This is a genomic window from Streptomyces sp. Ag109_O5-1, from assembly GCF_003814875.1.
In the GTDB taxonomy this organism is placed as follows: domain Bacteria; phylum Actinomycetota; class Actinomycetes; order Streptomycetales; family Streptomycetaceae; genus Streptomyces; species Streptomyces sasae.
The window spans coordinates 3,451,334-3,465,562 of sequence record NZ_RKQF01000001.1; the positions used below are offsets into that span (position 1 = coordinate 3,451,334).

Below are 14,229 nucleotides of genomic sequence, written 5' to 3' on the forward strand. Positions count from 1 at the left end.
GCGGCCGTCATGTCACGCCTGGGCGACCCTCTCGACGGCGGCGGGTCACACCCCCAACTGCAGGCCGTCCGCGGCCTCCTCGACCATGGCCAGGCCGAGCCGGCTCACCCGCACCGAGAAGGGCGCTCCGGCGACCCGCAGTCCGGTCAGGCCGAGTTCACCCAGGGGTGCACTGTGGACGGGACGGAGGGTAACGGTCCCGGCCGGGGCATCGGGGCGGATGCCGACGAGCGCGGTGAGGAGCAGCACCCCGCAGGCGGCCGCCGTGGCCGCCGGACGGCAGGCCGCGGGGTGCGGAAGCGGAGCGGTCCCGTCGGAGCGCTGCTCGCCGGCGAACATCTCGGGCAGTCGGTGGTCGAAGTGCTCGGCCGCCGCCAGCAGGCCGCGCAGCAGCCCGCCCGCCTCCTTGTCATAGCCCGCCGCGGCCAGCCCGGCGACGGCGAGCGCCGTCTCCTGGACCCGGACGGCCCCGGCCCGGTGGCCGAACGGATTGTGTCCCGCCTCCTTCGCCCCGAGCCCTCGCAGCCCCCAGCCGGAGTCCATGGCGGGGTCGCCGAGCAGCCGGGCGAGTTGCTCGGTCTGCACCTTGTCGAGCAGACCGACGGCCAGTCGGCCCGCGCCGAGCAGGCCGGTGTCGAGCAGGTGGACGGCGGTGGCGCCGAGGTGGGTCAAGGGGTGGCCGTCCGCGGTCAGCGCCGCCGCCGGACGCCCGCCGCCCCGGTCCTCGACCCAGAAGTCGGTCCGGAACGCCTTCCTCAATTCGGCTGCCCACTGCCGGAGCCCGGTGCCGCCGGGCCGGTCGTACGCGTCCAGGAGGTCGGCGCCGAGCAGGGCCGCCCGGTGGGCGTGGGCCTGGGTCTCGCTGCGCGCGGGCCCGCCGGGCTGCGGGTCGCAGAGGTAGGTGTGATCGTCCGCCGCGGCACGCAGCCAGGTCAGACAGCGCTCGGCGGCGGGCAGCAGTTCCCGTGTCTCCCGTTCCGGAAGCCCCCAGCGGCGGGCCTCGGCCAGCAGAGCGGGGAAGAGCAGGGTGGCCTCGGTACCCGTGCAGCCCGGCGGCAGGTGCGCTCCGGCGTCGCGACGCGGGCCGGGGATCATGCCGCTCTGGGGTCCCGGGCCGCGGAGTTGGGTGCGGGCCAGGGTGCGCAGGGTGCCGGCGGCCAGGCGGGTGCCGAGGGGCAGGGTCATCCGGGCGGCGGCGAGGGCGTCGGCCGGGGCCGGTCCGCAGCGCCAGGGCGCCCCGGCCGCGAGGTAGGTGTCGGAGGGGTGCGCCGGGTCGCGGAGCAGCAGCGCCTGGAGGTCGTCGATGCTCGTCCTGAGCAGTGCCGGGACCCTCGGGTCGTCGCCTGCGGCCCTGGCCGGCGCCAGCGGGCTGGTGGCGGCGCGTCCCAGGGCGAGCAGGGGGCCCGCGCCGTCCGGGCGCACCCGCAGTTCCACGCTCACCGTTCCACCCGGTGGCAGTTCGAACTGCCAGCGCAGCAGTCCCGCGGAGGCCAGCGCGTCGGCGGGCGGCGGGTCCGCCGTGACCGACGCGTTGCCGGTCGGGGTGGCCCAGCGGAGGCCGGAGTCGTGGACGGTGGCCGGGAGTTCCGGGCCGGGGGTGCCGGAGGCGATGGCGCTCAGGTCCGCGAGGTCCGTGCCGAGTGCCACTTCCAGCGGCAGGCGCAGGGGGTGGAGTGCGAAGCTGCGGAGGGTGATGCGCTCGGTGCCGTCGGCGTGCCGGGTCCGCTCCACGACGACGTCCGGATCCGGGCCGGCCGCCGGGGAGGCCCGTAAGGTGCCCACGAAGCGAGCTGAGTCCGCCCCCGTCATCCGGGCCTGCACAGGAAGCGGTTCGCGTCCGACGACACGGACCTGGCAGCGTGCGAGCACCCGCTGGCCCGCGCGGTAGAACCCCTCCAGCCCCTGCCCGGTGAGCTGGCCCTGCTCGGTGGAAATGGCGAGGCCGGGCAGTGCGACGCAGATCAGGGCGGTGTGCGTGGGCGGCAGCCCGTCGGCGCGCCGTGCGCCGGCAGGGCCGGGAGCCGGGCCGGAGGGTGTGGGCCGGGGTGCGCGGTCGAGTGGCTGTCCCGGGGCACCTTCCACCGCCGGGAGCCGGCTTGGGCCGTCCCGGCGTCGGTGGTTGTCGTCGGCGGTGGCGGGCGGAGTCGGCTGATGCATGGGGAGGCTCCTTCTGCGCTCGGTGCGCCTGGGATGTGCCGGGCGCCGGACGGAGGTCTCCGGAGGGACAGGGGACGGGCGGCGGTACGGCCCGTCCAGGCGTTCCGCCACTCAGGTGAACGGAAGAGGGCTCCTCCTGGTCACGCCCCGACCAGGCGAACCCGACCGGACGGCGGTCCTGAGAGGCGTCGTTCAAGCCCGGCTCCCCGCGCCTGCGGACTCCGAAGGCCGGCAGGCCGATCCGACGCCGGCCGGAGGGCGGGAGGTCACGGCTGCTCTCCCGCCCGATGAGGCTCCGCGCCCAACGGCGCACGACACCGACCGACGCCCGTCCGTGTGCCGACCACGGCCGCCCCTCGTTCATTCATCCCCCTCGCCACAACCGTCCCCGGTACGCGTGCCCTCCTGTGCGGCTCGGCCGCCCCGGAGGTCGCTCTGCTCCGCCGTACGCGTGCGCGCGCCGCCGGGCCTGGGTGAACCGGGCCGGGTGTGACCGGTCGGCGTCCGTCGCGGGCGGCTGCCCTCCGGCTTGTGCCGCCGGTTGTCGGTGCCGTCCGCGGTGCGCGGACGGCGTCGACCGCGAGTCCCGGACGCGGCGGCCGGCGCGCGATCTGCATCCGGATCGACGGAACCGGTGTCATCGGCTGCCGCCGAGCTGTCCACCGCGACAGCGCCTGCGCGTTCCCTACGCAGGCAGCGGCGGATCGACTCCGGGTCCAGTCCCTCGTTGCAGGCCTGGTGCAACAGGCGGGCGAAGAGGTAGTCGGAGTCAGCGCCCAGGGCCATCGCCAAGGCCTCGCGCGCCTCCAGGTCGTCACCGGTCGACCAGGCGACCCAGCCGGCCAGCGTCAAGGGAGCAGCGGCGTGTTCGCCGTACGGGCCGACGCAACGACGGGCGAGGGCCCGCCACAGGCGCAGGGCCGGTCCGGCCTCGTCGCCCTCCATCCAGGCGGCCGCGCGGTCGCGGGTCGTACGGTCCTGCAGGCCGAGGATCAGCGCCGCGGCCTCGTCGTGGGTGAGCAGGTCGTCGTCGCGGAGGTCCGCCTGGTGGGTGCCCGGGACCGGAGTGGCGGCGGTGTACCGGCTCATGATCCGCTCGGCGAGGGCGAGGGTCTCCTCCGCCACGTCCGCCCGGGAGGCGTCGTCGAGGATGCGGGGCACCAGTGCCATTCCGGCGCTGTCCAGCGCGACCTCCTGTTCCAGCGCCGCTCCGGTCTCCCAGGGCAGCAGCCTGACCCGCAGTTCGCGCAGGGTGCCGCGCACCTGGATGCCGGCGTAGGTGGCGGCGGCCGCGAGCACGGAGGTGCCGGGCAGGCCCACGGGGGCGCCGCCGGGAGGACAGCACTCTTCTGTCGGGCAGCAGTACGACCAGTAGCGGCCGTCCGAGATGCACAGCGCCTCGATCACGGGCACGTCGAGGCGGCCGCACTCGGTGCGCAGCAGTTGGGCCAGCGGTGCGAGCCGGTGCATGACGTCCCGGCCCGATTCGCCGGTCGCCGGTTCCTGGCAGACGTAGGCGACCATCTGCTCGGGCCGGGTTCCTCGGCGCTCGCTCCCGGCCATCAGGCCCTGGGCCAGCTGGCGTGCGGCCGACTCCCAGTCGTCCTTGTTCGTGGGGATGCCGAGCCGGGCCCGTCCGCCGAAGCGGCCGCGGCCGCCCCGGTCGTGCAGGGCCACGAGCACGATGCTGTCCTCGGGGCGGTATCCGAGCAGATAGGGCAGCGCGTCGGCCAGTTCGGCCGGGGTGCGCAGGGTGATCTGGGTGTCGTGGGCGGACCGCCCGAGCGAGGCCGCATCGCCCGTGAGGTCGCCGTTTTCGGAGGGTCCGGTGGTTTCGCTGTGATTCGTCATGCGCCGACGATCTCGCGGATCCCGCGGTTCCGCTTGGGCCTGTGGATAAGCCTCCTGCGGATAAGCCGCCTGTGGATAAGTCGAATCAGGGACACACCAATGCCGTCCGCCTCGTCCACAGCTCGCCCGGCTGTCGGTCCCGTCCTGTTGTATGGGACGCATGGAGCACACGAGCAACGCGGATCTGCGGGCGCGGGCGGACGCCGTCCTCGCCCGTCTCGTCGGGGACGACACGGGAGCGGCCCGGCTGCGCGAGGACCAGTGGCGGGCGATCGAGGCACTGGTCGCCGACCGACGCCGGGCATTGGTCGTCCAGCGAACGGGCTGGGGCAAGTCCGCGGTGTACTTCGTGGCGACCTCGCTGCTGCGCGCCGCGGGCAGCGGCCCGACGGTCATCGTCTCCCCGCTGCTCGCGCTCATGCGGAACCAGGTGGAGGCCGCGGCCCGGGCCGGGATCCGCGCCCGCACCATCAACTCCTCCAACACCGAGGAGTGGGACGGGATCCAGGCGGAGATCGCGGCCGGCGAGGTGGACGTCCTCCTCGTGTCGCCCGAGCGCCTCAACAACCCCGACTTCCGCGACCAGGTCCTGCCCAAGCTCGCGGCGGCGACGGGACTGCTGGTCGTGGACGAGGCCCACTGCATCTCCGACTGGGGCCACGACTTCCGGCCGGACTACCGGCGGCTGCGCACCATGCTCGCCGACCTGCCGCCGGGCGTGCCGGTGCTGGCGACGACCGCCACGGCCAATGCGCGGGTGACCGCCGACGTGGCCGAGCAACTCGGCACCGGCGGCTCGTCGGACGCTCTGGTGCTGCGCGGGCCGCTGGACCGGGAGAGCCTCAGCCTGAGTGTGCTGCGACTGCCGGACGCCGCGCACCGGATGGCCTGGCTCGCCGACCACCTGGACGAACTGCCGGGCTCCGGCATCGTCTACACACTGACCGTGGCCGCCGCCGAGGAGGTCACCGCCTTCCTGCGGCAGCGCGGGCACACCGTGGTGTCGTACACGGGGAAGACGGAGAACGCCGACCGACAGCAGGCCGAGGACGACCTGCTCGGCAACCGGGTCAAGGCGCTGATCGCCACCTCGGCCCTCGGCATGGGCTTCGACAAGCCCGACCTCGGATTCGTGGTGCATCTGGGCTCGCCCTCCTCCCCCATCGCCTACTACCAGCAGGTGGGCCGCGCGGGACGCGGTGTCGAGCACGCCGAGGTGCTGCTGCTGCCGGGCCGGGAGGACGAAGCGATCTGGAACTACTTCGCCTCGCTCGCCTTCCCGTCGGAGGATCTGGTGCGCAGGACTCTCGACGTCCTCTCCCGGGCCGACGGTCCCGTGTCGCTGCCCGCGCTGGAGCCGCTGGTGGAGCTGCGTCGCTCGCGGCTGGAGACCATGCTGAAGGTCCTCGACGTGGATGGCGCGGTGAAGCGGGTCAAGGGCGGCTGGATCGCGACCGGGCAGCCGTGGACGTACGACGCGGAGCGGTACGCCTGGGTGGCGCGGCAGCGTGAGGCCGAGCAGCAGGCGATGCGTGAGTACGCGGCCACGGCCGACTGCAGGATGGAGTTCCTGCAGCGTCAGCTGGACGACGAGGGCGCGAAGCCCTGTGGCCGCTGCGACAACTGTGCGCGGCCGCGCTTCACGGCGGACACCTCGACGGCCGCGGTGGACGCCGCGCGGGTCGACCTGGGGCGCGCGGGCGTCGAGGTGGAGCCGCGCCGGATGTGGCCGACCGGCCTGCCGGCGATCGGTATCGATCTCAAGGGCCGCATTCCGGCCGCGGAACAGGCGTCGGCGGGGCGGGCCCTGGGTCGGTTGTCGGACATCGGCTGGGGCAATCGGCTGCGGCCGCTGCTCGCGCCGCAGACCCCGGACTCGCCCGTGCCGGACGATGTGGCGCGCGCCGTGGTGGAGATGCTGGCCGACTGGGCGAAGGGCCCCGGCGGCTGGGCACCGGGCGCCACCGGAGCGCAGCCGCGCCCGGTGGGGGTCATCACGGTCGCCTCGCGCTCCAGGCCCCGGCTGGTCCATTCCCTGGGCGCGCGCATCGCGGAGATCGGCAGGCTGCCCCTGCTGGGTTCCGTCGAGTACGCGGGCGACGCACCGCGGGTGTCACGCAGCAACAGTGCCCAGCGTCTCAAGGCCCTCGACGGCGCGTTGACCGTGCCGCCCGCTCTCGCAGCCGCCCTCGCCGAGGCTCAGGGGCCGGTGCTGCTGGTGGACGACTTCACCGAGACCGGCTGGACCCTGGCGGTCGCGGCGCGCATGCTCCGGAGGTCCGGGGCGCGTGGGGTGTTGCCGCTGGTCCTGGCCGTTCAGGGCTGATCGACCCCGCGCTGTTCGAACACGGCGCCGGGTGCGGCGCACGCGCGTACCGTACTCGAACGTCCCAGGGGCCGCCGAGTGCCTCACTAGGTGGGGATATAAGCCACGCACCACCAGATAACAGTCGGTGGCCCCATTTGCTCGTTGCCGCATTCAAGTTCGACAGGAAGAATTGAGGTCCGCTCCCCGCACGGTTCGTCCGTGATCCGGTAGGGCCTTACTGCGGTGCGCGCCCCCCTAATCCGATCTCGCCCGCAGTGTGGGCGCGTAGCCGAAGGGAGGAACGTGACCTTCGGATTCGCTCCGTCCTCGGCGGCATCGTTGTCGACGTCCGCGTCCGCCGCTTCCGCCAGCCGTCTGCTCGAACCCGCGGAGTGGGCCGCGGCCGGAATACCGCTGCTGCGCAACCCCCGAGAGGTCGTCAGCGGGCTGCACGCCAGGCACCTGCCCAGGCCTGCCACGGCGATCGTGGCCGTCCTCGACCCGGAGGAACGGCTGTGCGCCAGCGCCTCGTTCACCCGGCGTTCGGCCCCGGCCGACGGCTGGATGTTCCGCAACGCGCTGCTGGCACAGCTGCGCCGGGTCATCCCGCACGACCTGCGCCGCCGTACCCCGGTGCGGACCGCCGTACTGCTCTACTGCCGCGAGGGGGACGGGCGTTGGACGGAGGAGGACGGTGCCTGGATGTGGGGACTGCGGGACGCCTGCACCCTGCACGGGCTGCGTTGCGGGGCGTACATCACGTTGACGCACGACGGCTGGCAGGTGCTCGGCGAGGGTCGCGGCGGACGGCGCCCGAGCGCCGACTCGCCTCCCGAGCCCTTCGCTCTGTCGGAGGCCCCACCGCTGTCACCGCGTACCGGAGGCGCCGTCTCCGAGGTACTGCGCCGCGCGGCCGCCCGTTGAACCCCGGTCCCCGCAAAGGGGCACCGGTCGAGCAGGCGCCGTCGGGCATGGCCCGCTGAACATGCCGTACGGCGTGTTCAGCGGGGTCGTTCACCGCGCTCCGCGCTGCGCGGACAACACGGCGTCCGTTCGCTCGGCGGATCCGGACCGGTGCCCGTGTTCCGGATCCTCCGTCTGTCGAACGGCCGCTCCGTGACGGGCGGCGGCCACGCCGGGCGTCCGGGCATGCCGAAGGCAGCACCGTGCAAGTCCGCCGCTGCGGCCCCTTCGGTACCTCCGGAGTCCCAGAGGCGCCGGAGGTGGCTCAGACGCCTGTGCCCAGAACCGAGTTGATCCGCTGCGGGTCGCCGCAGACGATCAGCAGGGCGCCGGCCCGGGAGAGGGCCAGCGGCAGGACGGTGGCGGCGACGGTGTCGGGCCCGCCGTTGACGGCGACGACCACTACGGGGCGGGTCGCGGCGCGGGAAGCGACGGCGGCGTCCGTGTAGAAGACGTCGTCGCCCGCGTCGTGCTGCGCCCAGTAGGCCGCTTCGCCGAAGGAAAGCTCGTGGTCGGCCCACGGGTGCTGCGCGCCGGTGGTGATCACCAGCACGTCGCCGGGGGCACGGCCGGACTCAAGGAGCAGGTCCACTGTCTCCTCGGCCGCGTCGAGAGCGCTCTCGAGCGAGGCCGGGATCAGCTGGATCTGCGGGGCCGCCGCTGCCGCGGCGGACACGGCCGGGCCGGAGGGGCCTGGCTTGGCCGCGTCACGCGGCGTGCGCTGTACCGGCGGCGCGGGCCGCACAGGGCCGGGACGACCGGGACGCGACGGAGCCGCGGGGCGGGGGCCGGGTACGGGACGAGGGGTCGGCGCGGTACGGCCACTGGCCGGAGTGGCGCGGGGACCCTGGGCACTCTCGTGAATCTGAGGCTCCTCGGGAATGAGAGGCATGAGCTGATATTTATCAAACGTTGGTGCAGGTGAAGTGAACCGGGTGGCACAACAGTGCGACCGGAAGGTCAGAAATCGAAGCCGAGCTGACCCTCGATCTCCGGAACGCTTCCCTCCGCCCAGCTGCGGGCCTTCTTGAGGTGCCGCCACTGGGGCAGCGCATCAAGATACGCCCACGACAACCGGTGGTACGGGGTGGGTCCCCGCTCCTCCAGTGCGGCCTTGTGCACGGGCGACGGATACCCGGCGTTGTCCGCAAATCCGAAGTCTGCATGGTCGATACCCAGTTCGGCCATCATTTTGTCGCGCTGAACTTTGGCGATCACCGAAGCCGCCGCGACGGCCACACACGATCGGTCACCCTTGATGACCGTGCGCACCTGCCACGGAGCGCCGAGGTAGTCGTGCTTCCCGTCGAGGATGACCGCGTCGGGACGGACCGGCAGGGCATCCAGGGCACGTACCGCCGCGAGCCGCAGCGCGGCCGTCATCCCGAGGTCGTCGATCTCCTCCGGTGAGGCATGGCCCAGTGCGTAGGCCGTGACCCACGTCCGAAGCACCCCGGCAAGTTCTGTACGCCGCCTGACGGTCAGCAGCTTGGAGTCGGTGAGTCCCTCGGGCGGCCGGCGAAGACCGGTGACCGCGGCGCAGACGGTGACGGGACCGGCCCAGGCGCCGCGCCCCACCTCGTCGACACCGGCGATGACCTTCGCTCCGGTCGTGGCGCGAAGGGAGCGCTCGACGGTGTGGGTAGGTGGTTCGTACGGCATGGCGCCCTTAGCGTACGCCGCACTGATCCCCGAGCGACACCCGGCCTCCCCGGCGGCGTCCGGGGCCGCCGAGGCGGCGGATCAGACTCCCCGCGACAGCAGCAGCGGAAGCATGAAGTGGTCGATCATCTCCTCGATCTCCCGGTCGTTCCATTCGCTTCCAGAAATCTTGTTACGGTACATCATCATGGCCGGGATGGCGTCGAGCACATAGCCGTTGGCCGCGTCGGAGCGCACCTCTCCTCGCTCAATACCGCGGGCGATGATGTCACCGATCAGCTTGGTGGTCGGCCCCACCACACCGTCGAAGATCACGCTATGGAACCGTTCGGCTTCCGCCGGATCGCATTCGTGAATAACTGATCGCAGCGCGAAGCCGGGGCGCGAGAACATGGCGTCCCGGGCCCGCCGGCACAGAGCCAGCAGGTCCTCGCGCACACTTCCGAGGTCGGGAGCCTCCTCCAAACGTGGCAGACCGGCCTGCAGCGCGTCGGCGACCAGGTCCCCCTTGGAGGGCCAGCGGCGGTAGACCGCAGCCTTCCCGGTCTGGGCGCCGGCGGCGACACCCTCCATGGTGAGGCCGTTCCAGCCCACGGTACTGAGCTGCTCCAAGGCGGCGTCCAGGATCGCGCGTTCGAGCACCGCACCACGCCGACGAGGGGAGGCCGCCTGAGCGGGGGCGGCCGTCCAGCGCGAGGTAACCATCTGAGTTTCTCCAGCGAGCAGGGGGAAGCGGGGATTCCGGGACATGGGCTGCGGCGCACGACGGCGAAGGGGGACGGGGCGCACGACACACAGCTAAGTGAACGCAATCGTTCACTAACGCCTTCGTGGGGGATCCACAGTGACAACCTCTCAGGTGATACAGGACCAGAAACGGGGTGCGGCCCGCCGGGAGGGGCGCCCCGGCATCGCGCACACCGCCATTGCTGCTTGCCAGCTCATCGCGGTGCTTGATGCGACGGTTCCGTCGCGCGTTTCACCGTCCTCATCATCGCCATCGTCCTCGCGGAACAAACGGGGGTCGACCACACCCTCGACCAGCATCTCAGGCAACGACGCCTCTTTCGACGGCCCCGGCACCGGAACCGTCCGCATCCCCTGGCCCTCTGCGCACATGCCAACCCCACGACACCGTGAAGAACGGGTTACACAGGAAGAGGCAGCGCGCAGGGCTGGCGCAGGGCGGCGGCCTGTGCCGTTGACCGGCAGCATGAACTGGCTGATCCTGCGGTTCTCCGCGAAGCGCGAGCACTGTCGTTCAGCACCTCGGATCGCACCCGCGCTCCCGGCGTCGCGCTCCCCACCGCCACACCACGCAGCGTCGCCGCCAAAACCCACCACCCTCCTCAACCCACGACCACCCTCCAGGAGCAACCCCGTTAGAGAACGCTTGTGTTCACAAGGGCCGACTCGCTATCGTCCCACTTAGTGAACGCAGACGTTCACTACTTCGTCTCTGGGGGACCTCCTGTGACGCACGATCAGATACAGACGCAGTCACCCGCACCCGCCCCGCAAGGTCCGGCCTCACGCTCGTCGCACCCCGGCATTGCGCTCACGGTCATCGCCGCGTGCCAGCTGATGGTGGTGCTTGATGCCACCATCGTCAACATCGCCCTGCCGCACATCCAGACCGCCCTGAACTTCTCCACCACCAACCTGACCTGGGTGGTCAGCGCCTACACCCTCACCTTCGGCGGCCTTCTCCTGCTCGGCGGCCGCGCCGGTGACATCCTCGGCCGGCGCCGGGTCTTCATCGCCGGCATCCTGCTCTTCACCTTCGCCTCGCTCCTCGGCGGACTCGCCCAGGAACCCTGGCAACTGCTGGCCGCGCGTGTCCTGCAGGGCATGGGCGGCGCGATCGCATCGCCCACCTCGCTCGCGCTCATCACCACGACGTTCCCCGAAGGTCCGGAACGCAACAGGGCGTTCGGCATCTTCGCGGCCGTCTCCGCGGGTGGCGGCGCCCTCGGCCTCTTGGCCGGCGGACTCCTCACCGAGTGGCTCAACTGGCGATGGGTGCTCTTCGTCAACGTTCCCATCGGCATCCTCATCGCGGCGCTCGCACCGCGCTACATCAACGAGTCCGAGCGGCACCCCGGGCGCTTCGACCTCACCGGGGCGGCCACCTCGACACTCGGCATGGTCGCCCTGGTCTACGGGTTCATCAGGGCGGCATCCGACGGCTGGCGGGATTCGCTCACCCTCGGTGCCTTCGGCGCGGCCGTGGTGCTCCTCGCCGCCTTCATGCTCGTAGAGAGCCGCGCCAAGGAACCGATCACCCCGCTGCGGATGTTCGCCAACCGCAACCGCTCCGGCACCTACGTAATCATGATCAGCCTCGCCGCAGCGATGTTCGGCATGTTCTTCTACATCGTGCTGTTCGTGCAGAACGTGCTGAACTACTCCCCCATCCGTGCCGGCCTGGCCTTCCTGCCCGTCACCGTCGTCATCGCGTTGGGCGCGGGGATATCGCAGCGGCTGCTGCCGAGGTTCGGTCCCAAGCCGTTCCTGATCACCGGCGCCGCTCTTGTCGCCATCGGACTGGCCTGGCAGTCGCTGATCGACTCAGGCAGCTCGTACGTCGGCGGAGTGCTCGGTCCAATGCTGATCTTCGGCTTCGGTATGGGGCTCAACTTCGTCACCGTCACCGTGACCGCCGTCTCCGGCGTCGCCCCGCACGAGGCGGGCGCGGCCTCCGCCCTGCTCAATGCGACCCAGCAGGTGGGCGGTTCGCTCGGTCTGTCCATCCTGACCACCGTCTTCGGCTCGGCCAGCCGCGACGAGGCGACCAAGCAGGTCGCGTCGTTCATGGCCCAGGCCTCACCCGAGCAGAAGGCCGCGTTCGCCAAGACCCACCAACTGCCGGCCCCGTGGAGCCATGAAGTCCTCGCACACGGCATCTCCACGGCCTTCATCCCCGCCGCCGCCATGGCGGTCCTCGCGCTCGCCGTCGCCGCTGTCGTCATACGCGTCCGCAAGAGCGACCTGGAGGCCCTGAGCGGCGCGGGTGGCGCCCCGGCCGTGTGAGCCCCGCGGTCCCCGATCGCAGCGCCCGTGACCAGAACACTCCGTCCACCACGGGTTCGTCGGCCTACGGGCGTCGTGTGGCGCGCTGAGCCAGGGGGCCGAGTGCCCTCACCTTCAAGACGCCCTCGAGTTCAGCACCACGGACCTCACATGGGTGGTCAGCGCGTACACGCTCACCTTTGCCGGCCTGCTGCTCCTCGGCGCACGGGCCGGTGACATCCTCGGCCGCCGCCAGGTGCTCATGACCGGCATCCTGCTGTTCACCCTCTCCGCGGGCGGCGGCGCCATCGGTCTGCCGGCCGGCGGCATGCTCGCCGACTGGCTCGACTGGCGCTGGGTGTTTCTTCGTCGACGTACCGATCGGACCGCTGATCGTCGCCCTCACCCCGCCTTGCGTTAACCAGCCGCAAGCCCGAGCGGCCAGAGGAGCCCATCCGACCTGCACTATCGCCACCTCCCCCAGCGACTCCGCTTCCCTCACCGCCGTCCGCACTCGGACGGAGTGCGGAACGGATGCCGGGAAAACGCCTCGCAGTCACGCAGAGTTCCCGTTGGGCACAGAGAGTTCGGAAGGTGCTCGGGGTGCTGCACCACCGGGCCAGGGCGGACCGTGAAAGCCGCGGACTCGCGCGGTCCCGCGCCGGCCGTCACCCGCCGACAGCGGTCCCCGTCCCCGTCGGTACCCATTCCGGCAGCGCTTCCGTCCGCTCCGCCCATGCGGCCGGTGGCCGTCCCGCCTTGCCGCCCGCGAGTACGCCGCCCACGATGGCGCAGGTGGTGTCCACGTCGCCGCCCACCTGTGCGGTCGTCCAGAACGCCGTCTCGTAGTCGCCGAGGGCGCGTGCCGCCGACCAGAGGGCGAAGGGGACGGTGTCATGGGCGGTCGTACGCCGTCCGCAGCCCAGTACGGCCGCGACGGTGCCGGCGTCGGCGTAGTCGAGCATGTCGCGGGCGCGCCGCAGGCCCTGGCCGACAGCACTCCTGGGAACCAGGGAGACGACACCGTCCAGGAGCGCCGCCGGGCTCGGCGGACCGGTGGGCGCGGCTGCCAGCGCCGCTGCCGCGGCGACGGCCATGGCGCCGACCACCGCCTCACGGTGCTGGTGCGTGGGGTAGGCCGAGATCTCGGCCTGATGGGTGGCCTGCTCCGGATCGTCCGCGTACCAGGCACCCAGGGGCGCGATCCGCATCGCCGCGCCGTTGCCCCACGACCCCTGCCCGTTGAAGAGGCCTGCGGCCAGCTCACGCCAGTCGCCACCTTCCCGGACGAGGCGGAGCAGTCGGTTGACGGCGGGGCCGTACCCCCGGTCGAAGTCGTGGTGCGCCGCGAACGAGTGGGCCAGCGCGTCCTGGTCGATGCGGTGGTGGGCGGCCAGGACGGCGACGACGGAGCAGGCCATCTCCGTGTCGTCGGTCCACTGCCAGACGGCCGGTGGAAGTTCGCGCCGCTTCAGCAGCGGATAGTTCACCGGGACGAAGAACTGCGAGCCCAGCGCGTCGCCGACGGCGAGTCCGCGCAGGCTGGACAGGGCGCGCTCCAGGCGCCCGGGGATCGAGGAGTCGGTAGCGGTCATCGCGGCCAGCCTAGCCGCTCATCCAGTGCGGCTCCGGGTCCCGCCAGCGGTCGAAGGGCCGGTCGAGCGTGTACTTGCCGTCGTCTCCGAGGACGAGCATCCGCATCTCGGCGTTCCCGGGGTTGGAGAGCGACTCGAAGTCCGCGACCGTCCAGTGGAACCAGCGCATGCAGAACAGCCGCATCGCCAGTCCATGGGTCACCAGGAGCACGTTGGGCGGATGGTCCGGCGCCTCGAAGCTGCGGTACAGGCTCTCCAGGAAGCCGCCGACCCGGTCGTACACGTCGGCCCCGGACTCACCCTGCGGAAAGCGGAAGAAGAAGTGCCCGTACGCGTCCCGGTACGTCTTCTGCAGTCGTACGTCGTCGCGGTCCTGCCAGTTTCCCCAGTCCTGCTCGCGCAGCCGGGGCTCCTCACGTACCCGTATGAGATCCGGGTCGAGGTGGAAGGCGCGGAGTGTCTCGTGCGTCCGGCGGTACGGGGAGACGTACACGCTGACGCGCTCCTGGCCGAAGATCTCCCGAATGCGCTTTCCGGTCTCCTCCGCCTGCCGTCGGCCCCGGTCGGTCAGGGCCAGTGCGTGGTCGGGTTCCCGCTCGTACACGGAGTCGTCGACATTGCCGGTTGACTCGCCGTGCCGGACAAGGACGATGCGCCGTGGTCGTGCCATGCCAAAACCCT

The 14,229-nt window shown here is 71.9% G+C and carries 10 protein-coding genes and 1 pseudogene; 4 read left to right on the top strand and 7 right to left on the bottom strand.

What is annotated here, in order from left to right; genetic code table 11:
* Positions 1–45: 45 nt before the first annotated feature.
* Together EDD90_RS15435 and EDD90_RS15440 are read right to left on the bottom strand one after the other, a co-directional pair.
* On the bottom strand, positions 46–2,157 hold the full coding sequence (locus tag EDD90_RS15435) for a glycogen debranching N-terminal domain-containing protein (protein WP_123973568.1): 2,112 nt from the start codon (positions 2,155–2,157) through the stop codon (positions 46–48).
* A gap of 360 nt (positions 2,158–2,517) precedes the next feature.
* Positions 2,518–4,008, bottom strand: coding sequence for a DUF4192 domain-containing protein (locus EDD90_RS15440; RefSeq protein WP_123973569.1), 1,491 nt, complete (start codon positions 4,006–4,008; stop codon positions 2,518–2,520).
* Positions 4,009–4,168: 160 nt separating this feature from the next.
* Between EDD90_RS15440 and EDD90_RS15445 the strand changes: the two genes are divergently transcribed.
* Complete coding sequence (locus EDD90_RS15445) at positions 4,169–6,334, top strand: RecQ family ATP-dependent DNA helicase (protein WP_123973570.1); 2,166 nt, start codon at positions 4,169–4,171, stop codon at positions 6,332–6,334.
* Between the two features lie 285 nt (positions 6,335–6,619).
* Positions 6,620–7,240 carry a hypothetical protein gene (locus EDD90_RS15450; protein WP_123973571.1) on the top strand — a complete coding sequence of 207 codons (621 nt, stop codon included), beginning with the start codon at positions 6,620–6,622 and terminating at the stop codon, positions 7,238–7,240.
* Positions 7,241–7,544: 304 nt separating this feature from the next.
* On the opposite strand, the gene EDD90_RS15455 is transcribed toward EDD90_RS15450, so the two are convergent.
* The 3 genes from EDD90_RS15455 to EDD90_RS15465 all read right to left on the bottom strand — a co-directional run bounded on the left by EDD90_RS15455 (position 7,545) and on the right by EDD90_RS15465 (position 9,646).
* Positions 7,545–8,171, bottom strand: a complete 627-nt coding sequence (locus EDD90_RS15455; protein ID WP_123973572.1) for a hypothetical protein — start codon at positions 8,169–8,171, stop codon at positions 7,545–7,547.
* Positions 8,172–8,239: 68 nt separating this feature from the next.
* Positions 8,240–8,941 (bottom strand): ribonuclease HII, encoded by a 702-nt coding sequence (locus EDD90_RS15460; RefSeq protein ID WP_123973573.1) that lies wholly within the window; start codon positions 8,939–8,941, stop codon positions 8,240–8,242.
* An 81-nt stretch (positions 8,942–9,022) separates the two neighbouring features.
* Entirely contained in the window at positions 9,023–9,646 is a 624-nt protein-coding gene (locus EDD90_RS15465; RefSeq protein WP_123981287.1) for a TetR/AcrR family transcriptional regulator, read from the bottom strand.
* 783 nt (positions 9,647–10,429) lie between these two features.
* On the opposite strand from EDD90_RS15465, the gene EDD90_RS15475 reads away from it, so the two are divergent.
* Entirely contained in the window at positions 10,430–11,974 is a 1,545-nt protein-coding gene (locus EDD90_RS15475) for an MFS transporter (RefSeq protein WP_123981289.1), read from the top strand.
* Between the two features lie 106 nt (positions 11,975–12,080).
* Positions 12,081–12,399: pseudogene (locus EDD90_RS15480) on the top strand (MFS transporter); the annotation flags it as partial.
* Positions 12,400–12,621: 222 nt separating this feature from the next.
* Here the strand turns inward: EDD90_RS15480 and EDD90_RS15485 are convergent.
* Positions 12,622–13,548, bottom strand: a complete 927-nt coding sequence (locus EDD90_RS15485; RefSeq protein ID WP_123973575.1) for an ADP-ribosylglycohydrolase family protein — start codon at positions 13,546–13,548, stop codon at positions 12,622–12,624.
* A gap of 10 nt (positions 13,549–13,558) precedes the next feature.
* Positions 13,559–14,218, bottom strand: a complete 660-nt coding sequence (locus EDD90_RS15490) for a histidine phosphatase family protein (RefSeq protein WP_123973576.1) — start codon at positions 14,216–14,218, stop codon at positions 13,559–13,561.
* Between the last annotated feature and the right edge of the window lie 11 nt (positions 14,219–14,229).